General features: G+C 64.1%; 20 protein-coding genes. 8 read left to right on the top strand and 12 right to left on the bottom strand.

Annotated features, from left to right (window positions below):
* Nucleotides 1-4,059: an AsmA-like C-terminal region-containing protein gene (locus EN807_RS16360; RefSeq protein WP_135935682.1), complete on the bottom strand. Its 4,059-nt coding sequence runs from the start codon at nt 4,057-4,059 to the stop codon at nt 1-3.
* A 94-nt stretch (nt 4,060-4,153) separates the two neighbouring features.
* The gene (locus EN807_RS16355; protein WP_135935681.1) at nt 4,154-5,566 is read right to left on the bottom strand and encodes an FAD-linked oxidase C-terminal domain-containing protein; all 1,413 of its coding nucleotides are present in this window, start codon (nt 5,564-5,566) and stop codon (nt 4,154-4,156) included.
* Nucleotides 5,567-5,670: 104 nt separating this feature from the next.
* Here EN807_RS16355 and EN807_RS16350 point away from each other — a divergent pair, with 104 nt between their 5' ends.
* Nucleotides 5,671-6,177 (top strand): thioesterase family protein, encoded by a 507-nt coding sequence (locus EN807_RS16350; protein WP_135935680.1) that lies wholly within the window; start codon nt 5,671-5,673, stop codon nt 6,175-6,177.
* Nucleotides 6,178-6,294: 117 nt separating this feature from the next.
* Entirely contained in the window at nt 6,295-6,492 is a 198-nt protein-coding gene (locus EN807_RS16345; protein WP_135935679.1) for a hypothetical protein, read from the top strand.
* Nucleotides 6,493-6,779: 287 nt separating this feature from the next.
* On the opposite strand, the gene EN807_RS16335 is transcribed toward EN807_RS16345, so the two are convergent.
* Entirely contained in the window at nt 6,780-7,307 is a 528-nt protein-coding gene (locus EN807_RS16335) for an Lrp/AsnC family transcriptional regulator (protein WP_246684122.1), read from the bottom strand.
* Nucleotides 7,308-7,348: 41 nt separating this feature from the next.
* Here EN807_RS16335 and EN807_RS16330 point away from each other — a divergent pair, with 41 nt between their 5' ends.
* A complete protein-coding gene (locus EN807_RS16330) occupies nt 7,349-8,254 on the top strand; it encodes a DMT family transporter (RefSeq protein ID WP_135935678.1) in 906 nt (301 codons plus the stop codon).
* Here the strand turns inward: EN807_RS16330 and EN807_RS16325 are convergent, their stop codons facing one another.
* Nucleotides 8,255-9,160, bottom strand: a complete 906-nt coding sequence (locus EN807_RS16325) for a dienelactone hydrolase family protein (protein WP_135935677.1) — start codon at nt 9,158-9,160, stop codon at nt 8,255-8,257. It lies immediately after the preceding gene.
* 336 nt (nt 9,161-9,496) lie between these two features.
* On the opposite strand from EN807_RS16325, the gene EN807_RS16320 reads away from it, so the two are divergent.
* Complete coding sequence (locus EN807_RS16320) at nt 9,497-12,298, top strand: UvrD-helicase domain-containing protein (RefSeq protein WP_135935676.1); 2,802 nt, start codon at nt 9,497-9,499, stop codon at nt 12,296-12,298.
* 15 nt (nt 12,299-12,313) lie between these two features.
* Here the strand turns inward: EN807_RS16320 and EN807_RS16315 are convergent, their stop codons facing one another.
* From EN807_RS16315 to EN807_RS16295, 5 genes are all read right to left on the bottom strand, one after another.
* Nucleotides 12,314-13,366, bottom strand: a complete 1,053-nt coding sequence (locus tag EN807_RS16315) for an ABC transporter permease (protein WP_135935675.1) — start codon at nt 13,364-13,366, stop codon at nt 12,314-12,316.
* Nucleotides 13,363-14,160: an ATP-binding cassette domain-containing protein gene (locus EN807_RS16310; RefSeq protein ID WP_127316642.1), complete on the bottom strand. Its 798-nt coding sequence runs from the start codon at nt 14,158-14,160 to the stop codon at nt 13,363-13,365. The genes EN807_RS16315 and EN807_RS16310 overlap by 4 nt, the downstream gene beginning before the upstream one ends.
* Nucleotides 14,161-14,247: 87 nt before the next feature.
* Entirely contained in the window at nt 14,248-15,261 is a 1,014-nt protein-coding gene (locus tag EN807_RS16305; protein ID WP_127316641.1) for a substrate-binding domain-containing protein, read from the bottom strand.
* A 103-nt stretch (nt 15,262-15,364) separates the two neighbouring features.
* Entirely contained in the window at nt 15,365-16,273 is a 909-nt protein-coding gene (locus EN807_RS16300) for a sugar phosphate isomerase/epimerase (RefSeq protein ID WP_135935674.1), read from the bottom strand.
* Nucleotides 16,273-17,301, bottom strand: coding sequence for a Gfo/Idh/MocA family oxidoreductase (locus tag EN807_RS16295; protein WP_135935673.1), 1,029 nt, complete (start codon nt 17,299-17,301; stop codon nt 16,273-16,275). The genes EN807_RS16300 and EN807_RS16295 overlap by 1 nt, the downstream gene beginning before the upstream one ends.
* A 188-nt stretch (nt 17,302-17,489) precedes the next feature.
* Between EN807_RS16295 and EN807_RS16290 the strand changes: the two genes are divergently transcribed.
* Genes EN807_RS16290 through EN807_RS16280 form a run of 3 tightly spaced genes read left to right on the top strand, consistent with a single transcriptional unit; the run spans nt 17,490 to nt 19,418 of the window.
* On the top strand, nt 17,490-18,515 hold the full coding sequence (locus EN807_RS16290) for a LacI family DNA-binding transcriptional regulator (protein WP_135935672.1): 1,026 nt from the start codon (nt 17,490-17,492) through the stop codon (nt 18,513-18,515).
* Nucleotides 18,515-18,814 (top strand): hypothetical protein, encoded by a 300-nt coding sequence (locus tag EN807_RS16285; RefSeq protein ID WP_246684121.1) that lies wholly within the window; start codon nt 18,515-18,517, stop codon nt 18,812-18,814. Before EN807_RS16290 ends, EN807_RS16285 begins: the two co-directional genes overlap by 1 nt.
* Before the next feature lie 28 nt (nt 18,815-18,842).
* A complete protein-coding gene (locus EN807_RS16280) occupies nt 18,843-19,418 on the top strand; it encodes a TMEM175 family protein (protein WP_127316637.1) in 576 nt (191 codons plus the stop codon).
* Nucleotides 19,419-19,424: 6 nt separating this feature from the next.
* Here the strand turns inward: EN807_RS16280 and EN807_RS16275 are convergent, their stop codons facing one another.
* Complete coding sequence (locus tag EN807_RS16275) at nt 19,425-19,706, bottom strand: hypothetical protein (protein WP_095494736.1); 282 nt, start codon at nt 19,704-19,706, stop codon at nt 19,425-19,427.
* A 134-nt stretch (nt 19,707-19,840) separates the two neighbouring features.
* On the opposite strand from EN807_RS16275, the gene EN807_RS16270 reads away from it, so the two are divergent.
* Nucleotides 19,841-20,707, top strand: a complete 867-nt coding sequence (locus tag EN807_RS16270; protein WP_135935671.1) for an SDR family NAD(P)-dependent oxidoreductase — start codon at nt 19,841-19,843, stop codon at nt 20,705-20,707.
* A 3-nt stretch (nt 20,708-20,710) separates the two neighbouring features.
* Here EN807_RS16270 and EN807_RS16265 read toward each other — a convergent pair whose 3' ends face one another.
* Entirely contained in the window at nt 20,711-21,124 is a 414-nt protein-coding gene (locus tag EN807_RS16265) for a low affinity iron permease family protein (RefSeq protein WP_189522429.1), read from the bottom strand.
* A gap of 83 nt (nt 21,125-21,207) precedes the next feature.
* A complete protein-coding gene (locus tag EN807_RS16260; RefSeq protein WP_135935670.1) occupies nt 21,208-21,849 on the bottom strand; it encodes a DapH/DapD/GlmU-related protein in 642 nt (213 codons plus the stop codon).
* Between the last annotated feature and the right edge of the window lie 34 nt (nt 21,850-21,883).

Genomic DNA, 21,883 nt, shown 5'->3' with positions numbered 1-21,883 from the left:
CTATCCGCCGCCCAGCGACTTCAGCAGGTTGTCGATCGACGAAGGTTCGAGCTGGGGTTTTGGCGCGGATTCTGCTGGCGGCGGGTTGTCATTGGCCGGCGGCTGAGGCGCGCGCTCGATTTTCTGCGCCTGCTCAGCGGCGGCCCTGCGCTCTGCGTCGAGCTTTGCCTTTAGTTCCGCAGCGATCCGCATCGCCTCTTCCGCCTTCCGGCGTCGCTGCTCTTCGGCCTTCGCCACCTCGTCCGCCGCTTGTTGCGCCGCCCTGGCTCTCGTTTCGGCATCCGCCTTGGCCTTGGCCTCAGCATCCGCCTTGGCTTTGACCTCCGCTTCAGCCTTCGCCTGTGCATCCGCCTTGGCTCTGGCCTCCGCTTCAGCCTTCGCCTGTGCATCCGCCTTGGCTCTGGCCTCGGCTTCAGCCCGCGCCTGCGCCTCGGCCCTGGCCTTCGCCTCCGCTTCGGCTCGAGCCTTTGCCTCGGCTTCAGCCTTTGCCCTGGCATCTGCCTCGGCTTGCAGCCGCGCCGCCTCCTGCTGCTTGCGCAATTCTTCGGCTGCCCTCTCACGCTCGGCTTGCAGGGCCGCGTAGTAACGCACCTCGCGCCGCAGCCGCTGTTTTTCAAGCAGTGCCGCCTGCATGGCCTCGACCCGCTGCTGTTCCTTTTCCAGCGCGCGCTGGGTCAGGAACTGCGCCAGCGGCTCACTGTCGAATTGCCGCTTCGCGGCGCCGAACGGCCCGTCGACGCTGAAATTCACAGTCGGATCGGAGCCGACCAGCGCTTCGTCGCCGGGCCGATAAGTGATCGAACCGCTGGCGGCGACCGTGCTGGCGTTCAGGTCCGCCGTGATGTCGGCGGACAGCTTCGCCGCCGGATTTTCAAGATTGACCGGCGGTGCCCTCAGCGTGCCACCGGCGATTGTGAAGGCGATGTCGATATCCCCAGCCGGAAAACTGCCGTCCGCGGCGATCTGCGGCGCGAAGCGGGCAGTCTTTGCCGCATCGATATCGCGCCCGATCGCGTCGGCCTTGGCGATGAAGGCGCCAAAGGCCTCGGGATTGACGCCGGCAATGGTCAAGCCCTTTAGCGCCGCCGTGCCGGAACCGGACAGCGCCGCAACCATCGCATCGACCGATTTGCCGCTGGTCGAGAGCGCCGCCGAGAAATCGCCGCTTCCGCTGATGCCGGCCTGTGGCAGCACCGTGACCAGATCGGCGCCGGCAAGTTTCATCTGCCCGGAGAAAAGCCCGGTGCCGTCAGTGTTCTTCAACTCGAACAGTCCGGAAAGCGCACCGCCGGCGAACTTTGCCTTGAGGTCCGAAACGCGGATGCCTTCCTGGTCGAGCTTTAGCGAAAGCGCCGCGTCATAGGCCGTGGCCAGCGGGCCGGCGACCAGCGACGCCGTGGTCAAGTCGAGCTCGGCGGTGAACGGCAGGCTGGACTTCTGGCTGAACGGGGCGGTCGGCCAAGCCCTGCCCGCGCCCAGAAAGGCCTGGTCGCCAAACAGTGCCACCGCCATCGGGTCGAGATCCAGCTCATCGAGCACCAGCGCGCCGGCAAGATGCGGCAGCCCGTCCTTGACGTCGAAATTGACGTCACCGGAAACTGCCGCCTCGTTGATGGCGCCGCTGAGGCCGGATAGCACCAGAAGGCCGTTGCCGAAATCGGCGTCGGCCGCAAGCCACGTCGACATGCCTGTCCCCATGCCCGGCAAGCCGACGCCTGTCGTCATCAGCCACGGCTCGATGTCGGCGGCTTCCAGACTGACCTTGCCCTTGGCGGTGGGGCCTTGTGGCGTGCCCGCGATCGTCCCGTCGAAACCGGCCTTGAAGTCGTTGCCGATGAGGTTGAAGCTCGTCGCCATGCCGCCGCCAAGCGTGCCTTTTGCCGAGACATCGGTAGTCGCCTCGCCAAGCATGCCGAGTGGCAGCGCCGGCAGGCCGTAAAGCGCCAGAAGTGCGGTGGCGTCGGTGTTCCTGGCGTTGAAGGTTAGCGACACCGGCGCCTCGAGAAGCCGGTCGGCCATCCCTTTGCCGGACAGCGACGCCGAAAACGCCGAACCGCCGGCCCTGCCTTGCGCGCTGACTGCCAGGCCTGTCGTGCCATCGCCGTTGGCGGCGGCACTCGTCACCAGATCGACGCGCGCATCCTGGAACAGCTCGGGATAGGCCGCCGCACGCCCCGCCAACCCCTTCAGCACGGCATTATCAGGATAGTGCTGCGCCGCGACATCGACCAACGGCTTGAGGTCGACGGCGACTACGGAGGCATCGAGCTTGCCGGTCGGGCTCACCGGGAAATCCTTGATCCGGCCGGTGGCGCTGATCGAGGCGCCGGCAAGCCCGCCAACCGAGAGCCGGTCGATTTCGAGCAGCCCGTGGCGCAGCCTGAGCGCCGTATCGACCGTATCGGCGGTCAGCCCGCCGGCACTGACCGGTCCGGCCTTGATCTGGAAATCGAGGTCGCGGTCGGAAAAACGGTTGGCCCCCTTGTCGCTGATGAAGATCGAGGCGAAGGCGGCGAGGCCGTCGACATCGAGTTCGCCACCTTCGAGCCGCATCAGCACCGACGGCCTGGCGTCGTCGGGCTGGCTGGAATCGATGCGACCGGAAAATTTCGCCTTGCCAAGAACGAGTTCGAGGTCGCTGAAGGCCTGGCGCTTTCCGGTCAGGTCGACCTTGGCCTTGAAGCCGGCGGCCGGCAGCCGGCGGATCGCTTCGTCGACATCCCTCGAAAGCCAGGCGGCAAAGCCGGAAGGCTGCGCCACCGCCAGAAGCAGCGAACCGGTGAAGCCGAAATGATCCTCGACGCTGAGCATGCCATTTGCTTCCAGCCTGGCACGGCCGGGCAGTGTCGCGGCCAGCGACTTCACTGACCAGCCAGCATCGGCCGGCTCAGCGGAAAGGCGTACGTCGCGAACCGTCGTGTCGCCGGCCACCACCGCCGGCAGCTTCACCTCGACTGTGCCCGGTATGGTCGGCTTGGGCAGCTCGAGCAGAGTCTGCTCCAGCGCCGCGACACGCGCCGACAGCGTCAGTCCGGCGCCGGCCGCGGCGCCGACGGCTTCATCGAACTGTACCTGAGCGCCATCGGCCTCGATCGAAAAGCTTGGGTTCGGCCCAAGCTCGACGGCAGCCTTGCCTTCGGCCGTGTATGGATTGTCGAGCGGCCCGGTCTCGAAGCGGAATTCGTCGACCCCAAGTTTCTGGTGGTCGAGCGAAAACTTGCCGTTCAGCCTGAACCCCGGCTCCGGCTTGCCTGCGCTGGCCTCCATCATCTCACCGTCGGTGCCTTGAAGCTGCGCCGAATTCTTGTCGGCACCATTCTTGTCGGAACTTGCGACCTTGAACTGGCCCGAATAGATTGCGGCGCCGTTGACGATGCCGGCATTGCCGTCGGCTTCGATGACCAGCGGATAGGCGTCCGGATCGGCCTTGAGCCTGAGCCGCATCTGCCCGTCGCTACCGGCCTTGCTGGTGGAGGCGACGACCATGCTGCGCAGACCGTCGAGCCGCAGCGAACCATCCATCCGCCAAGGTCCGGCCAGCGATTTGGCAGAGATCGTCGAATTGATCTCGGAAAGGAGATGGCTGCGCCCGCCGGCGGCATGGCGCAGCGCGATCTCTCCGTCTGTCACCGTCAGCTTCTCGATCGAGATCTGGCTGGGATCGAAGGGCGACGACGGGCGTATCGCCCAGTCGACCGTGCCGTCGGCGGCAATGTCGATCGTCGCCTTCGGCCGCACCAGCCGCATGTCGAAGATCAGAACTTCCCCGCTCAGGAAGGGCGCCAGTTCCGCATCCATCGAAAAGGTCTCGACGGTCATTGCCGGCTGGCCGCCGGGGCCGCCGGCAACAGTGACGTTCGAGAAGGTCACCGACGGAAACGGCAGCAATTTCGCCGTCGCATCGCCCTGAACGGTTACCTTGCGGCCCAGAATGGCGCTTGCCTCGCGCTCGAAATCGGCACGGTAGCCCGTCCAGTCGATAAAATACGGCACCACCAGCGCCGCACACAGCACCAGCACGAAAAAGCCACCGAAGATCACGAACAGGCGTGCGAGCATGAGCTCCGAGCAGTTGATTGAAAAATCAGCCGCACTCTATCCGCATCCGCGTGTCGATAAAGAGGCAAATCGATCGCCCCAAGAGCAAAAAGCTCTAGTCGGCGGGCAGTATCTTCCCAGGGTTCATAATATTCAGCGGATCGAGCGCCTGCTTGATCGTGCGCATGATGTCGACGCTGTGGCCGAGTTCATGGCGCAGGAAGCCGACCTTGCCTTGTCCGATGCCGTGCTCGCCGGTGCAGGTTCCGTCCATGCCGATCGCCCGCATATTCAGCCGCGCGACGAACTCTTCCGTTGCGGCGATTTCCTTCGGATCGTCCACGTCCATCAGCACCAGCACATGGAAATTGCCGTCGCCGGCATGGCCGACGATCGGCGCGATCAACCCCATCTCGGCGATATCGGCCTCGGTTTGCGTGACGCATTCGGCAAAGCGCGAGATCGGCACGCAGACGTCGGTCGACAGCCCCTTGGCGCCGGGCCGCAGCGTCAGCGACGACCAATAGGCGTCGTGCCTGGCCTTCCACAGCTTCGTCCGTTCCTCGGCGACGCTGGTCCACAGGAATGGTCCGCCGCCATATTCTTCGGCGATCATGCCGAAAGTCTCGGCCTGCTCGGCAACGCCGGCATCACTGCCGTGGAATTCGACGAACAGGCATGGGCTTTCCGGGTAGTCGAGTTTCGAATAGCCCTTCATCGCCCGCATCTGCAGCGCATTGACCAGTTCGATGCGCGCCACCGGAATGCCCATCTGGATTGTCGCAATCACCGCATTGCAGGCCGCCTCGACGCTGGGAAACGGGCAGACGCCGCCGGAAATCGCCTGCGGAATGCCCTGCAGCTTCAGGGTCAGCTGGGTGATGATGCCAAGCGTACCTTCCGAGCCGATCAGCAGCCGCGTCAGATCGTAGCCGGCAGAGCTCTTTTTTGCACGCTTGCCGGTCGTCACCGTCTCGCCGTCGGCCATCACTGCCGTCAGCGACAACACATTCTCGCGCATCGTGCCGTAGCGCACCGCATTGGTGCCCGACGCCCGCGTCGCCGCCATGCCGCCGAGCGATGCATTGGCGCCCGGATCGATCGGAAAGAACAGGCCGGTGTCGCGCAAGTGCCGGTTGAGATCCTCGCGCGTCACGCCGGGCTCGACCGTGCAGTCGAGATCCTGCGGGTTGACCGCGAGGATGCGGTTCATCCGCGACGTATCGACAGAGATGCCGCCGCCCGGCGCGTTGGTGTGGCCTTCCAGCGATGAGCCGACGCCGAAGGCGATCACCGGTACGCGGTGCGCGGCGCAGGCCGACACGATCTCCTGCACCTCCGCCGTCGTCTCCGGAAACGCCACGCCATCCGGCGCCTGGGTCGGAATGTAAGTGGTGGTATGCGCGTGCTGGGCGCGGATCGCCTCGCCGGTCTGGAATCTCTCGCCGAGCCGCTGCTTGAGGATGCCGAGCACAGCGGCTATCCCTTCTTCGTTGCGCTCGACCGGATTGAGGTCGCTCAGAGCCATCGATTCCTCCGCGAATGGACCAGCGTCCATCCTTGTTATGTATTTATGGATGCGTAGTCTCATCAACTGCGTCCTGTCCAGCGACTATGAAAAGGAAGTTCTCTATGCCGATCCCAGCCCCTTTCGTCTCTCGCGTCATGGACATCGAGAAGGGCTGGATCGACTACAACGGCCATCTCAACATGGCTTACTACAACGTGCTGTTCGACCGCTGCTCCGACGAAGCGTTCGAAATGATGGGGATGGGGCTGGACTACGTGAAGCAGCGGCGGCTGACCATCTACACGGCGGAAGTCCATGTCTGCTATATCAGGGAGTTGCATCTCGACCACAAGGTCAATGTCTCCTTCCAGCTCCTCGACCATGACGACAAGCGGCTCAGGGCCTACCAGGAAATCCGCCATGTGGACGGCTGGCTCGCCGCCACGTCCGAGTCGCTGTCGCTCCATGTCGACATGTCCGGGCCGAAAGTGGCGCCCTTCCCGGCCGATGTCCTGGCCAAGGTAGAAACCATGCGCGCCGCCCATGCGGCGCTGCCGATGCCTGAGCGCGCCGGCCGTTCGATCGGTATTCGTCGCAAGACGCTTGAACCGCAGTCCGACGGCCGTTAACCTTACCAAGGTTTTAACGTGAACAAAGTCGAATTGAGGCGTTGAACGACTCAGCGCGGCGTTGGAAAACCCTCCGCATCGGGTTGATACGGGGGGGCGGCGGTTCGGGGAACGTGCATGAAAACCGACATCAAGGTCGAGGCGGAAAGGCTGGCGGCCGACCCACGCATCACCGACTATGATTTCTGGCGCTCGCTGAAGAACCTCAACAACGAGATCTTTCACATCGCCAACAACAACGAGCCGATCCCTTTCGCCATGATCCGCTGGCGCGCCATCCTGAAGCAAGCGCGCTTGAAACGCGGCCACGCCTGATCGGTGCGGGAAGAAATAGGCTCGTCGTTCGGTTGCATTTTTCTGGGGCGTTTGCGCCGCCCCTCATCCGGCTGCCGCCACCTTCTCCCCGTATAGGACGGGAGAAGGGAGCTTGCCGCAGCCTTGGCGCTTGCTCTGCAACGCTGGAGATTAACGAAATCCGCCGCAAAGGCGTCCTTCTCCCCGTCACTATACGGGGAGAAGTGCCCGGCAGGGCGATGAGGGGCGGCGCGACGTTGCTAGTTAAGCTGATGATGCGCTGACGAGCGACCACTTCACCTCGAACATCAGGGCTGGTGCTTCACTGCCCCCAGCGGTGAGCGCGCCACCACTGGTGACGACTGGATGATCGCGGTGTTGGTCATCGCAAACGGAATGATCCGGTCGATCACCCGTTCGAGCTCGGCCACCGAGCCGACATGCGCCAGCGCGACGAAACAGTCCTCGCCGGTCACCCGGTCGCATTGCGCGATTTCCGGCAGATCGCGGATGATCTCGGCGACCACAGCCAGTTGCCCGGGCACCGGCCTGATCCGCAGCCATGCCGACAGCTTCATGCCGAGCGCGGCCGGGTTGATCCGCACCGTATAGGCCTCGATGACGCCGCTCTCCTGCAGCCGCCGGATGCGCTCGGCCACGCTCGGCGCCGATAGGCCGACGGAACGCGCCAGTTCGGCGGTGCTGGTGCGCGCATCCTTTTCCAGCAGGCGAAGGATTTTCAGATCGGCCGCATCCAGATCGGCATTTTCGTTTCGAAGGCGTTTCAGGAAAAACTCCTTGGTTTTGGATAACCCGCGATCTCGTTGGCCGAGCATTATCCATATAAACTGGAAAGATCGCCTGCGATAATGATCACATGGATGATCCAGCGCAAGTCTCCGTCGCACGCCCTGCCCTCACCGGCCGAGCCTTTATAAGCCTGGCAACCTCGCTGCCGCCGCATGTCTGGTTCGGGGTCAGCGCCGTGTTCCACTATCTCGGGCCGGCTTTCGCCGTGCTGCTTTTCCCGCATGTCGGCGTGCTCGGCATGGCCTGGCTGCGCATCGTCACGGCCGCCCTGGTCTTTACGCCGCTGACCCGGCCATGGACGGTCTTCGCCCGCGCCGACCGCCCGACAAGACTGCTGCTTCTCGCCTTTGGTGCCTGCCTGGGCATAATGAATTGCTCCTTCTACCTGGCGCTGCAACGCTTGCCGATCTCGCTGGTCGCGGCGATCGAATTCGTCGGCACCATCGGCGTCGCGCTTGTCGGCGTCAGAAGCCCGCGCAATGTCGCAGCCCTTGCCGTCGCCGTCATCGGCACCTTGCTGCTGATCGACGTCAAATGGTCAAGCGACCCGATCGGCCTGTTCTGGGCCTTCCTCAACGGCGCGCTGTTCGTTGGCTACATCGTGCTTGGCCATCGCGTCGCCGCCGCCGGCGCTGGCGACGGCATCGCCGGCCTGGGTGCCGCCATGGCGGTCGCCTTCCTCATCGTGCTGCCGATCGGCTTCACCGATGCGCTGCCGGCTTTCTCGGCGCCGCCACTGCTCATCGCCGCCATCGGCGTCGGCATCTGCTCGTCGGTCATCCCCTATATCTGCGACCAGCTTGCCATGTCGCGGCTGCCGCGCTCGAGCTTCGCGCTGATGCTGTCGTTGCTGCCGGTCACCGCCACGCTGATCGGCGTCATTGTGCTCCGCCAGATACCCAGCCCTATCGATTGCATCGGCATTGCGCTGGTGGTGGCCGGGGTCGCTTTTCACAAACCGGCAGATGCCTGATCAGGCAAGCTTCTCCCTCAGAAAGGCGATCGTCCGGCCCCAGGCGAGGTCCGCCGCGTTCTTGTCGTAGCGGGCCGCGGACGTGTCATTGCTGAAGGCATGATTGGCGCCTTCATAGACATAGACCGTGTACTCGACCTTGGCGGCATCGAGTTCCTTCTTGAAGGCGTCGATACCGGCATTGATGCGGGTGTCGAGCCCGGCATAATGCAGCAGCAGCGCCGCCCTGATCTTCGGCACATCCTCGGCCTTCGGCTGCATGCCGTAATAGGCGACAGCGGCAGCCAGATCCGGCGTGTTGGCCGCCAGCGTGTTCACCGTGCCGCCGCCCCAGCAGAAGCCGACCGCGCCGACCTTGCCGTCGCCATCCGCGTGTTCTTTGAGGAAAGCGACTGTTGCGACCGCATTGGCGACGGTCTGCGCCGGATCGAGCTTGGAGAACTGGTCACGCGCCTTGTCTTCGTCGGCTGGCGTACCACCGAGCGGCGACAGGAAGTCCGGGGCCAGCGCCACGAAGCCTTGCAGCGCCACGCGCCGCGCCACGTCGCGTATATGCGGATTGAGCCCCCTGTTCTCATGCACGACGATGACAGTCCCGAGCTTGCCGGACTGGCCGGCCGGCTTGACCAGATAGCCCTTCATCTCGCCGCCGCTGCCGGGATAGCTGATGTCCTCGCCCGTCACGCGGGAATCATCCTCGGCAACGATCGCCGCCCGTGCCGAATTCGCCGCCAGCAGCGGCGCAATTGCGGCCGCCGCCGCACCTGATCCGGCAAGCCTGGTCAACTTTTCCATGAAGCGCCGCCGGTCGAGCGTCAGATGCGTGTATTCGTCATAGGCGTCAATCATCGCCTGGGTAATGGCGGGTCTCGTGACGGCTGGGCCGGCAGGGCTCGGCTTTGTCATGGCGCTCTCCTCGGCTTCGGGAACATGTCCGCCGCGCAAGATAGGGTAGAAGCCCGCACGGTCCAGTCACGGATCAGTGAGGCGCTGCTGACGCAAGCGCAGGTCCGCCAGACCGGCGGCTGGTCCAGGATGATACTCTTTCCGACCGGTGCGCTCCGCGGCGCGCCCATGGGCAACCGCGCACCTGCGTCCTGCATCCTCCGACCCGCCGTGCCTGTCGAGCAGGCCGGCGCTATGGCTGGCGTGCCATCGGGATTTGCAACTCCCCCACCTGGATCGAGAACAAAACGGAGACACTTCTGGCCTTTCGCTGCCGAATCACTACATTCGGGGGCAATGTCCGGCTTTTCGGAAGACATGCCTTTTTTTGACGAACCGAACGCGCGGCCCACGGCCCCGTCCGGCATTGCCGCGCGCGCCATGGCTGCCCGCAGCGGCCACACCAACGCGCCCGACTATCTGAACGGGCTCAACCCCGAGCAGCGGCTGGCGGTGGAAACCACCGAAGGCCCGGTTCTGGTGCTGGCCGGCGCCGGCACCGGCAAGACGCGCGTCTTGACCACCCGCATCGCTCACATCCTTGAGACCAAGAGGGCCGAGCCTTGGCAGATCCTCGCCGTCACCTTTACCAACAAGGCGGCGCGCGAAATGAAACAGCGGATTGGCCTGCTGGTCGGCCATCAGATAGAGGGCATGCCGTGGCTCGGCACCTTCCACTCGATCGGAGTAAAGCTGCTTCGCAGACACGCCGAACTTGCCGGGCTCAAATCCGACTTCACCATTCTCGACACCGACGACGTCGTGCGCCTGATCAAGCAGCTCATCCAGGCCGAGGGGCTGGACGACAAGCGCTGGCCGGCCAAGCAGTTCGCCCAGATGATCGACGGCTGGAAGAACAAAGGTCTTGGCCCCGCCGACATTGCCGAGGGCGACGCCCGCGCCTTCGCCAACGGCAAGGGCCGCGAGCTCTACAAGGCCTATCAGGAGCGGCTGAAGACGCTGAACGCCTGCGACTTCGGCGATCTCCTGTGCCATCCGATCCGCATCTTCCGCGACAATCCGGACGTGCTGAAGGAGTACCACAAGCGCTTCAAATACATCCTCGTCGACGAGTATCAGGACACCAACACCGCCCAATACATGTGGCTGCGGCTGCTGGCGCAGCGGCCGGGCGGGTCGCAACCACCAAGACGTGGCTCTCCGGGCGGCCTTGTCCCAAACCCCGGCCGATCTGGAGTTCCTGATAGAACAGAGGCTGGCAGCTACAAACCTGCAGCGCCAAAGGATGATCCTTCGGACGAAAGTAGCGAGGCCAAGCTAAACACCGCTTATGACTGGGATATGCCGGCCGCGGGCCGCAAGCCCGACCGGGCGTCCGAGCCGTTGCGAGGCCCCCGCGGAGGGCTCGCGCCGGCAGGCGCGGAACAGCCCGTGAGCGAAAACAAAGTCAACATCTGCTGCGTCGGCGACGACGACCAGTCGATCTATGGCTGGCGCGGCGCCGAGGTGGACAACATCCTGCGCTTCGACAAGGATTTCCCCGGCGCCACGATCATCCGGCTGGAGCGCAACTACCGCTCCACCGCGCACATCCTCGGCACCGCCTCCCATCTCATCGCCCACAATGAAGGCCGCTTCGGCAAGACGCTGTTCACCGAAAAAGTCGCAGAGGACGACGAGAAAGTGCATGTCCATGCCGCCTGGGATTCCGAGGAGGAGGCCCGTGCCGTTGGCGAAACCATCGAAGCCTACCAGCGGCAGAAGCACAATCTCAACGACATGGCCATTCTTGTCCGCGCGTCCTTCCAGATGCGCGAGTTCGAGGACCGGTTCGTCACGCTCGGTCTCAACTACCGCGTCATCGGCGGCCCGCGCTTCTACGAGCGCCTCGAAATCCGCGATGCGCTGGCCTTTTTCCGCGTCGTCGCCCAGGGCGCCGACGACCTCGCCTTCGAGCGCATCGTCAACGTGCCGAAGCGCGGGTTGGGCGAAGCCACCATACGCCAGATCCACGACACCGCCAGGGCGCTGCGCATCCCGATGCTGGAGGCTGCGGAAAAACTCGCCGAGAGCGACGAGTTGAAGCCTAAGCCGCGCGCAGCGTTGCGCGAGGTCGCCGCCAATTTCGAGCGCTGGCAGAAGGCACTGGAGACCACGCCGCACACCGAGCTTGCCGAGACCATCCTGGAGGAGAGCGGCTACACCGACATGTGGAAGAACGACCGCTCGGTGGAAGCCCCCGGCCGGCTGGAAAACCTCAAAGAATTGATCCGCTCCATGGAGGAGTACGAATCGCTGCGCTCCTTCCTCGAACATGTCGCACTCGTCATGGACGCCGAGCAGAACGCCGAGCTCGATGCCGTCAACATCATGACGCTGCATTCAGCCAAGGGCCTCGAATTCGAGACCGTTTTTCTCCCTGGCTGGGAGGAAGGCCTGTTCCCGCACCAGCGCGCGCTCGACGAGGGTGGCCGCTCGGGGTTGGAAGAAGAACGGCGGCTGGCCTATGTCGGCCTGACCCGCGCCAAGAGGAACCTGCATTTGTGGTTCGTCTCCAACCGCCGCATCCACGGCCTGTGGCAATCGACTATCCCGTCGCGCTTCCTCGACGAACTGCCGGAAGCCCATGTCGAAGTCGCCGAGAGCGGCAACAGCTACGGCGGTTACGGCAATGCCTACGGCGGCGGCTCGTTCGCCTCCGGACGGGGCGGCCAAGGAGCAGGAAGGCAGAATCCTTATGGCGCCTCGCGCTTCGACAATGTCGGCGAGGAAAAATCGGGTAGCTTCTCCAACAGCTATGCGACGCCCGGCTGGCAGCGCGTTCAAGCCAATCGCACCGAGGCGACGGACCGCAATTGGGGCACACGCTCCGGCCACCAGGTCGAGCGCATCGGCTATGGAGAGACCGACTCCGGCTATGGCGCCGGCCGCACCTCAATCAAAGGCCGCACCATCGATGGCGAACTGGTCGCCAAATCCGTCGCCGACACACCCTCGGCCTTCAATGTCGGCGACCGCGTCTTCCATCAGAAATTCGGCAACGGCAACATTGCGGCGATCGACGGCAACAAGCTGACCATCGATTTCGACAAGGCCGGCCAGAAACGCGTGCTGGACGGGTTTGTCACCGGGGTGTGAACGTCCGCCCTGCCCTCACCGATATCGCGCCTGGTTCCATTTGTGGCCGAGCAGCGACAGGATGATGATCAGCCCGTTGAAGAACTGCACATAGAAGCCGCTCAGGCCGGCCGCGACGACACCGGTCTGGATGAACGACACCGTGACCGCACCGATCGCACCGCCGACCACCGTGCCGATGCCGCCCCAGGTTGGCGTGCCGCCGACGAACACCGATGCCAGTACCGGCAGCAGATAGCCGTCGCCGGCCGTCGGCCACCAGGTGAAATTGATCATCACCGAAAACGTGCCGGCGATCGCAGCGCCGATGCCGACGAAGACGAACACTTTCACCCGCACCCGCTTGACGTCGATGCCCATCTGCTGGGCGCTGTCGGGATTGTCGCCGACCACCCTCACCTGCGCGCCGAAGCGATGGCGGTTATAAAGCAGCGCCGACAGCACGACGAAGGCGATGGCCCAGAAGATCTGCACCGGGATGCCGTAGATCTGGCTGGAGAAGATCTTGTAGGCCCAGCTGTCGGCGAGGCTGGTCAGCGCCGTCGATTTGCCCTCGTTGATGATCTGGATCAGGCCGCGCAGCAGGAAATTCATGCCGAGCGTGGCAATCAGCGACGACAGCCCGCCATAGACCACCAGCGATCCGACGAGGAAGCCGAGCAGCGTGCCCGTGGCGATAGCGGCGGCAATGCCGAGGAACGGATCGTAGCCGGCCTGCACGACCAGCGCGAACACCCAAGAAGCAAAGCCCATCGTCGCCGGAAACGACAGGTCGATCTCGCCGCAGGTGACGACGAAGACCAGCGGCACCACCACGAACAGCGCCACCGGCAGCGTGGTGAGCACGGAACTGTAGAGATACCAGGTGGTGAAGACGGCCGGGTTGGCGATCATGAACACCGCCATCATGACGATGAACACGGCAAGCGTGCCGAGCGCGGCGCGGTTGTCGAGGATGAACCCGCGCAGCCAATTGTCGGACGGGTGTCTCCACTCTTTCCGAGAATTGCCCGGGCGGGGCATGCCGGCGGACGGCTCGTGCAGATCGGGCTCCATTGTCTTGCTCATCGTGCTCTCTGCTCCGCGTCGCCGGCGTCGTGCAGTCCCGGCAAACCGCCCGGATGCGCCACGTCTTCCATGAAGTTGATCAGGTCTTCGGCCGACTTGACCTCGCTGCGATCGGCGGTAAGCGCGACTTTGCCGCGGTCGAGCACCACGAAGCGATCGGCGATGTCGAAGACGTGGTGGATGTTGTGGCCGATGAACAGGATCGAGCGTCCGCTTGCCCGCACCTGGCGCACGAAATGGAAAACCTTGGCGGTCTCGGTCAGCGACAGCGCCGTCGTCGGCTCGTCGAGAACGATCAGCTCCGCTTTCTTGTAGATGGCCCGCGCGATCGCCACGCCCTGGCGTTCGCCGCCCGAGAGCTGGCCGACGATCGACTGCGGCGTGAACACTTTCGAGGTGAAGCCGATCTCGCGCATCAGCCGGCTTGCCTCCTCGATCTCCTTGCCGACCTTCAGCCAGCCCATAAAGCCGGTGAGTTCGCGGCCCATGAAGATATTGCGCACGATGGTCTGCTGGACGGCCAGCGCCCGGTCCTGGAACACGGTCTCGATGCCGGCGTCGCGCGAGCGCGCGGCACTCCATCCGGTCACCGGCTTGCCACGGACCAGGATTTCGCCGCTGGTCGGCTTGACCACGCCGGACAAGATCTTGATCAGCGTCGACTTGCCGGCGCCATTGTCGCCGATCAGGCCGACCACCTCGCCGCGGTCGACGCTGAGATTGACCCCGCCCAGCGCATAGACCTGACCGTAGGACTTGCTGATGTCGCGCAGTTCGATGATGCGTTCGGCCATCGGATCCTCGCTTGATTGACGCTTGCCGGCCTTTCGCCGGCGGTCCCGCCGGCCGGACTCGATCCCGGCCGGCGGCGGCTTGGGAGGTCAGCGCAGCGCCTGCTTGGCGAGTTCGGCGACGATTTCGTAATTCTGCGGCGTGACGAAGCCGGCCCCGGTGTCGACATTCATCGGCGCCAGGCCCAGCACCACCTGCTGGCAGAGGCTGAGGATTGGCAGATAGCCCTGCAGGAACGGCTGCTGGTCGGCCGTCAGTTGCACCCAGCCGCCCTTGAAGCCCTCGACGATCTGCGGGCTGGTGTCGAAGCCGAAATTGAAGATGTCGCCGGGCTTGCGTCCCGCCGCCTGCATGTAGGTGGCGACATTGCCGAGCATCTGTCCACCGGGATAGCCGACCGCCTTGACATCAGGGTTGTTGAGCAGTGCGGCGGTGATCACCGGTATCGCCAGATTGGGGTCGGATGCCCACTCACCGCTCGGCGGCGACGACAGCTGGATGACCTCGACGCCGGCCTCCTTCAGTGCGGCCACCGTACCGCGCTCGCGCGCGCCGCGGGCCTCGTTCTCGAACGGGCCGATCATGATCGCCTTGTCGCCGGCCTTGAGCCCGGCCAGCTTGAGCGCCTCGGCGCCGAGCGCACGGCCCTGCTGTTCCTGCTGGGCGCCGACATAGCCGCCGCCGAACGCTTCCACCACTTTCGGCACCGGCACGTTCTGGTACATCGTCTTGATGCCGTCCTTGTGCGCCTGTTCGGCCAGCGGCATGATCGAGGCGTCGCCCGGATGACCCATCATGGCGATGCCGTTGGGCTTCACGGCGACGGCTTCGCGCAATTGCTGCACCATCTTCTCGACGTCCCACTGGGAGAAGATGTAGTCGACCTTGGGTCCGAGATCGGCGGCCGCCTGCTTGGCGCCATTGTAGACGATGGTGCCGAAGGCGTCGCCCTCGGCGCCGCCGACAAAGAAGCGGATACGGACATCCTTGCACCATTGGGCGTCGAGCGCCTGCGCGGGCAAGGTGGAGATTGCAGCGGCGAGCGCCGTGGCCGCCGCCACGACGGTCGAGCGCAGAACTGTCGTTCTCTTAGCGATGCTCATGCACTTATCCTCCCTTTGTTCCCTCGCAAGCCGAGGGGTTTCGACGAATGCTTCGGCTTTTCGCCGCAATCTTCGCTGGCCGGCCCTCCCGCCAGCTGGATCCTCAGGCCGGATTTGGCAGGTAGCTGGCACCTCCCCGGCATTGCTTGAGGTAATCCAGCGCCCGCACCTGCCCTGTAATCTCGAGGTCGCCGCGATAGACCGGGTCGTGCCAGCCTTCGATGTCGATGGCGCCCTTGTAGCCGGCCAGCCGCAATTCGCCGATCACTCTCGTCCAGTCGCTGTCGCCGAAGCCCGGCGTGCGCATCTGCACGAATGGCAGCCGGCCGAACACGCCATGCTCGCGGATCACGTCCCAACGCACCGTCGCGTCCTTGCCGTGGACATGGAAGATGCGCGGCGCCCATTTGCGGATCTGCGGGATTGGATCGATCAGATAGACGAGCTGGTGGCAGGGCTCCCATTCCAAGCCGAGATTTTCGTCGGGCAATTCGTTGAACATCAGCTCCCAGGCGTCCGGATTGTGGGCGATGTTCCAGTCGCCGCTGGCCCAATTGCCGTCCATCGCGCAATTTTCGAAGGCGATGCGCACGCCTTTGTCAGCGGCGCGCCGGGCCAGTGGTCCCCAGACCTCGCGGAAGCGCGGCAGGCTGTCGGGCAGCGGCTTGCCGCGGATGCGGCCGGTGAAGCCGCTGACCATCGAGGTACCGAACAGATGCGCATGGTCGATGGCCGTTTCCCATGCGTGAAGAACGCCGCGATCGACATCGCCGCTTTCCAGCGGATTGCCGAAGACGCCGAGCGAAGAGACGACGACGTCGGCGTCGCCGATCGCCTCGCGGATCTGGCCGGCCAGCCGTGGAAGATCCTTGCCGCCCAGCGTCTGCCAGAAGAAGGGCTGGATGCTCTCGAAGCCCAACGGCAGGATCGCCTTGATATAGGCGGCCGGGTCGTCGAGATTGGCCCGCACCATGGTGCCGATCCTGATGTCAAGAAGCGGGTTTGGCGTCATCATCTTTCCTGTGCGATCGCGACCCGGCGGCCGGTTTCAGCGCTCTCGATCGCGCCGAAGACCATGGCCAGGCTTTTGATGTTGTCGGCGCCGTGCGTCTCCGGCTCGGTGCCGGTTTCGACGGCGCGCACGAAATCCTGGATGATGCCGAGATGGCCGCCGACGCGGTCATTGGGATCGAGCGGCGGCACGGCGAGCGGCTCGGTGCGATCGAACAGGCCTTCACGGACCGGCCGCACGACTTCTGCCTTCAGCCCGTCATCGCCGTCCCAGACCAGGCTGCCGCGCTCGGCGACGATGCGCCATGTGCTCTCCCAGCTGGTGCGGAACCCGCCGGCGCACCAGGAGCCGGCATAGGTGAACAGCTTGCCGCCGCCGAACTCGAAGATTGCGGTGGCCGACGATCCCTGCCGGTACCAGGAATTGGCCGGCTCCCATTCCTGGCAATAGACGCTGGCCGGCTCGCCGCCGACCATGTAGCGGGCGGCGTCGAAGGTGTGGATCGCCATGTCGAGCAGCAAGACGTGGGCCATCTCCTCGCGAAAACCGCCGAAATGCGGCGCGACGAAGAAGTCGGCGTGGATGCTGGTCGGCACGCCGATGGCGCCGGATTCGAGAAAGCGCCTTATACGCCTGACATTGGCGACATAGCGGCGGTTCTGCACGACGGCATGAACACGTCCGGCGCGGCGGGCGGCCGCAACGATGGCGCGCGCGTTGTCCGGGCTGTCGGCGAGCGGCTTTTCGGTCAGAAGATGGCAATGATGGGCAAACGCGGAGAGCGCAACCTCGCGCCGGGCCGCCGGAACCACGACGTCGAACACTGCGTCGGGCTTGGTCTGGTCGAGCACAGCGTCAAGATTGGTTCCGACAATGGCGCCGGCAAGCTCATATTCGCGCGCCCTCGCTTTCGCCCTGTCGGCGTCGAGGTCGACTAGGCCGACAATAGCCAACCCGTCGATCTGGCTCGCCGCATCGAGCCATTGCTTGCTCATCGCTCCGCAACCGACCAGGACGACATTCATCATCCAGCGCTCCTCCTCCGTTCGGCCCCTCCAGACCGATCGTCACGGCATTCACGGCATGACCGTTAACGTTTTTCCGTAAACGTTTACGAGAACACACCCGAAGGCGTAGAATGTCAATTGGCCGCTCGCGAAAATCACCTTGGCCTGAAGAGCGGCCGGTGATAGCCAAGAAAGGGGAGAACCGTCCTTTGGCGTCCAGCATCCACGATCTTGCGCGTCACCTGAACATTTCGATCGGCACCGTGTCGCGCGCGCTCAACGGCCGCGTCGACGTCAATGCCGATACGCGCCAGCGCGTGCTCGATGCGGCGGCAAAGCTGAACTATTCGCCGAACCAGTCCGGCCGCAGCCTGCGGCGCGGCGCCACCCACTCGATCGCCTTCATGCTGCAGCCGCACCCGGGCGACCAGCAATATGGCGAGCCGTTCTTCATTCCGTTCCTGACCGGGCTGCAGGCGAAACTCGCCGAAAGCGGGCTCGACTTGATCGTGGTGATGGGCGCGCCGGGCGACTACCAGCAGGAGCGCCTGCGCCGGGTGGTCGAGACGCGCCGAGCCGATGCGGTGATGCTGGCGTGGACGCGTCGCGAGGACGAGCGCATCGATTACCTGACCAGGGTCGGCTTCCCGTTCGCAACGCTCGGCCGCAGCCGGTCCGGCGACAAATCCTATCCGTCGCTCGACCTCGATTTCGAGAAGGCCGGGACCGAGGCGGTCGACCGCCTGGTGGCGCGCGGCCACCGCCGCATCGCCGCGATCCGCCCGTCTCTCAACCTCAATTTCGGCCATCTATTCCTGGCCGGCTATCGCAAGGCCCTGCGGCGGCACGGCATCGAGGTTGACCCCAGGCTGATCGCGGAAGGCTTCATCAACGAGGCCGGCGGCTACGAGGTGACGCCTGGGGTGATGCGCTCCAAAAACCCGCCGACCGCCATCATCTTCAACAATGACGCGATGGCGCTCGGCGGCTGCAAGGCGCTGGCCGAGATGGGCATCAAGCCGGGTCACGACATTGCGGTGATCGTCATCGTCGACACGCCGCTGTGTCGCTATTTTTCACCGGCGCTGACCGCCTTCCGCCCTCCCCTGGAGCCGATGGGGCGACGGCTGGCCGAAATGCTGCTGGCGTCGATCCCGGCGTTCGCCGGGCCAGAGGGTACGCGGATCATCCGTGAGGTCTGGCCGCTGGAGCTGATCGCACGCGACAGCGATTGATGATGGCCGCACTCACCTTCCCTCTCGTTGTTGATCGGCCCCTCTTCTTGTTGATCGGCGAGGAGGCGCTGTGGTGGAGCTTTCCGGTCGGCTCGATCACGTCGCTCGCGCTGGCAGCGACCTATTACCGCTTCGGCCGCTGGCGCACTATGCACATGATGGAGGACAGGCCGGCTGCCGGCGAGCCGCCGGAGTACCGGTCTTGGCGTGCCGCACCAGCGCGCGCATCTTTCGCCCGAAACGCCGAACGGCTGAACGACAGCGCCCAGGCCTTCCCTCCAGCCACTTCGATCGCCTAGGATGAGCCAGGCGCAGTGGAGGAAATCCATGGGCAAGGGACGAGTCGAGGCATTTACCGATGGCGTTATCGCCATCATCATCACCATCATGGTGCTCGAGTTGAAGGTGCCGCATGGCGCGGATTTTTCCGTGCTGGCACCTCTATGGCCCACGTTTTTCAGCTACGTGCTGTCCTTCATTTATGTCGGCATCTACTGGAACAATTTGCACCACATGTTCCACACCGTGCAGCGGGTGGATGGCCGCGTGCTGTGGGCGAATTTGCATCTGCTGTTCTGGCTGTCGCTGATGCCAGTCACCACCGCATTCATGGGTGAAAACCATTTCGCGCCGGTGCCTGTCGCCGTTTACGGTGTTGTCCTGGCGCTTTGCGCGACCGCCTACTTCATTCTAGTCGTCATGCTGCACCGGCTGCATGGCAACGACACTACCTTCGCCAGAGCGGTGGGCACCGACCGCAAGGAAAAGATCTCGGTGGTCCTCTACATCGCCGCCATTCCGCTCGCCTTCGTCAATCAATGGATCAGCGTCGCGTTCTATGTGCTGGTTGCCATGATCTGGTTCGTACCGGACAGGCGGTTCGAGAGGCTGGTCGAAAAATAGGTCTGCCTATTCCCGCATTGCTTTCAGCTTCTCGGCCACCGAGGCCGCAAGGTCGGCATAGCGCTCCTCAAGCCGCTCGGCCGCCTTGATCACCGAGAAATCATGACCGAATTTCTCCAGCGCCATGCGCAGCTTCTCGACAAATTCCGCTTGCTTTTCGAGCGCCGAAAACAGCGTCTTCACTTGCGCTTCGCTGATGTCGGGATTGGCAAGCATTTGCGGCACCTCGCGGCTCATCTGGTCGCCGGTGGCGGTTTGTTCTTTCAGGATCTCGATCCAGTCGGTCAATCGGTAATCTCCTTCTTACGCGGACAGCATGCGCAGCGCCTGCCGACGTGGTCAACCCAAGGACGCCAAAGCGGGCTTGCGCGAGCCCCTCGGCGCGTTAAGTTCGGCGCAACTTGAACGAGGACGCTATAGCCATGACCACCGACGCCGAAATCCAGAGCGCTTTGCCTGCCCTTGCCTCCCGCAACGTTGCCGTCATCACCGGCGGCGCCAGCGGCATCGGCCTTGCCGCGGCCAAGCGGCTGGCGGCGATGGGCCTGAAAATCGTGCTGGCCGATATCGGCGGCGCGCGGCTCGATGAGGCTGCCCGCGCCGTCGCAACGATTGTCGGCGACAGCGCGGTACTCGCGGTTGCCACCGACGTCTCGAGGGCCGACGAACTCGACCGGCTGGCCGAAAAGGCGTTCGGTGCCTTCGGCGGCGTGTCGCTGTTGATGAACAATGCCGGCGTCGGCAACAATCCGGGCAAGCCCTGGGAAAATCGCGACGCCTGGAAGCGGCTGCTGGACATCAATTTCTGGGGCATAGTTCATGGCGTCGAGGCCTTCGTGCCGCGCATGCTGGCGACCGGCAGGCCGGGCCTGATCGTCAACACCGGCTCCAAGCAAGGCATCACCACGCCGCCCGGCAATCTTGCCTACAACGTCTCCAAATCAGGCGTGAAGACCTTCACTGAAGGCCTGGCACATGCGCTGCGCAACGAGCCCGGCGCAAAGGTCTCGGCGCATCTGCTCATTCCGGGGTTCACTTTCACCGGCCTGACCGAGGGCGCGACCGAAAAGCCCGCCGGCGCCTGGACCGGCGAGCAGGTGATCAACTTCATGCTGGCCTCGCTGGTGCGTGGCGACTTCTACATCCTGTGCCCCGACAACGAGGCGACACGGCCTATGGACGAAAAGCGCATGGCCTGGGCGATCGGCGACATCATCGAGAACCGCCCTGCTCTGTCGCGCTGGCATCCGGATTACAAGGAGGCTTTCGCGGCGTTTATGGAAAGCTGACGCTCACGCCGCATGTGTCTTCGAGCCGCGCTTTTGCGCAGTGGCTTTCTTGACCGCCGTATCATGCCGTTTCGCCGCCTGTTCACATTTTTTGCGGATCTCCTCGACCTCGGATTCTGTCAGGTGCTCGATGCCGATAAAAGTATTTTGAGCTTTGCCGACCCGGATCAACTCGTCGAGTTTCGTCTGAATCGCCGTGCCATCGCGGTTCTGGGTGTTCTGGATGAGAAACACCATCAGGAAGGTGACGATCGTCGTGCCGGTATTGATGACGAGTTGCCACGTATCCGAAAAGCCGAACAACGGCCCGCTTATCGCCCAGGCAACGATGATCAGAAAACAGACGGCGAATGTCGACGGCAGACCGGCGAGATGGGCAACGTAGTTGGCGATCCTGGTGAAAAGCTTCTCGATCATGGCAGGAGAAACAACCAGCAACCGCTCCGGGTTCCCTTGCACGGAGGGATTTCACGGACATAACCGTGCACGCGCCCGCAAGATCAGGGTATTTCGTTATCCCAGACGTCGAGGAAGGCCTCGATGGATAGCGTCTGCATGTCGGGGACTGCCTTGGCCAGTCTCTCGGGCGGCCAGTCCCACCAGGCGAGGCTTTCGATCCGCGCGGCGACGTCCGCCGCGAAGCGTTGGCGCAATTGCCTGGCCGGAACGCCGGCGACAATCGCGTAGGCAGGTACGTCGCGCGTCACCACAGCGTTGGCGCCGACGATCGCGCCATTGCCGATAGTCACATCAGGCATGATCACCGCGCCATGGCCGATCCAGACGTCGTGGCCGATGCTGACGGACTGCGCCCGCCGCCTTTCCCGAAACGCCCCGTCGACGCCCAGCCAGCGAAAATATTCGTTCGGGCGGTAGCTGACCTTGTGCTGGGTCAGCCGCTCGATCGGATGCTCCAGCGCGTTGATCCGGCTGTTGGCGGCGATCGAACAGAATTTGCCAATGGTCGTGTAGATCGCCTCGGCGTGACGCTCGAAATAGGAGAAGTCGCCGACCGATACCTCGCGCAGGATGACCCGCTCGCCGATCGAGGCGTAGCGCCCAAGCTTGCACGCCTTCAATTCCGCAGTCGGATGGATGCGCGGCTCGGGGTCTTTCAGCACAAGATTTTCGGGACGGTCCATCCCGGCGGCTTTACGCCCGAGCGATTGGTCCCGC

The sequence above is a fragment of the Mesorhizobium sp. M5C.F.Ca.ET.164.01.1.1 genome (genome assembly GCF_004792125.1).
In the GTDB taxonomy this organism is placed as follows: Bacteria; Pseudomonadota; Alphaproteobacteria; order Rhizobiales; family Rhizobiaceae; genus Mesorhizobium; species Mesorhizobium wenxiniae.
The sequence above is the reverse complement of the archived record's forward strand: the minus strand, read 5'-3'. Positions and strand labels throughout refer to the sequence as shown.

Bases quoted from the DNA above. Each gene is read 5' to 3' on its own strand.
- EN807_RS16350 (WP_135935680.1), top strand. From the start codon at position 5,671: ATGCCGATCCCAGCCCCTTTCGTCTCTCGCGTCATGGACATCGAGAAG.
- EN807_RS16270 (WP_135935671.1), top strand. From the start codon at position 19,841: ATGACCACCGACGCCGAAATCCAGAGCGCTTTGCCTGCCCTTGCCTCC.
- EN807_RS16360 (WP_135935682.1), bottom strand. From the start codon at position 4,059: ATGCTCGCACGCCTGTTCGTGATCTTCGGTGGCTTTTTCGTGCTGGTG.
- EN807_RS16330 (WP_135935678.1), top strand. From the start codon at position 7,349: ATGGATGATCCAGCGCAAGTCTCCGTCGCACGCCCTGCCCTCACCGGC.
- EN807_RS16260 (WP_135935670.1), bottom strand. From the start codon at position 21,849: ATGGACCGTCCCGAAAATCTTGTGCTGAAAGACCCCGAGCCGCGCATC.
- EN807_RS16300 (WP_135935674.1), bottom strand. From the start codon at position 16,273: ATGACGCCAAACCCGCTTCTTGACATCAGGATCGGCACCATGGTGCGG.
- EN807_RS16355 (WP_135935681.1), bottom strand. From the start codon at position 5,566: ATGGCTCTGAGCGACCTCAATCCGGTCGAGCGCAACGAAGAAGGGATA.
- EN807_RS16280 (WP_127316637.1), top strand. From the start codon at position 18,843: ATGGGCAAGGGACGAGTCGAGGCATTTACCGATGGCGTTATCGCCATC.
- EN807_RS16295 (WP_135935673.1), bottom strand. From the start codon at position 17,301: ATGATGAATGTCGTCCTGGTCGGTTGCGGAGCGATGAGCAAGCAATGG.
- EN807_RS16320 (WP_135935676.1), top strand. From the start codon at position 9,497: ATGTCCGGCTTTTCGGAAGACATGCCTTTTTTTGACGAACCGAACGCG.
- EN807_RS16305 (WP_127316641.1), bottom strand. From the start codon at position 15,261: ATGAGCATCGCTAAGAGAACGACAGTTCTGCGCTCGACCGTCGTGGCG.
- EN807_RS16315 (WP_135935675.1), bottom strand. From the start codon at position 13,366: ATGAGCAAGACAATGGAGCCCGATCTGCACGAGCCGTCCGCCGGCATG.
- EN807_RS16335 (WP_246684122.1), bottom strand. From the start codon at position 7,307: ATGCTCGGCCAACGAGATCGCGGGTTATCCAAAACCAAGGAGTTTTTC.
- EN807_RS16345 (WP_135935679.1), top strand. From the start codon at position 6,295: ATGAAAACCGACATCAAGGTCGAGGCGGAAAGGCTGGCGGCCGACCCA.
- EN807_RS16265 (WP_189522429.1), bottom strand. From the start codon at position 21,124: ATGATCGAGAAGCTTTTCACCAGGATCGCCAACTACGTTGCCCATCTC.
- EN807_RS16310 (WP_127316642.1), bottom strand. From the start codon at position 14,160: ATGGCCGAACGCATCATCGAACTGCGCGACATCAGCAAGTCCTACGGT.
- EN807_RS16325 (WP_135935677.1), bottom strand. From the start codon at position 9,160: ATGACAAAGCCGAGCCCTGCCGGCCCAGCCGTCACGAGACCCGCCATT.
- EN807_RS16285 (WP_246684121.1), top strand. From the start codon at position 18,515: ATGATGGCCGCACTCACCTTCCCTCTCGTTGTTGATCGGCCCCTCTTC.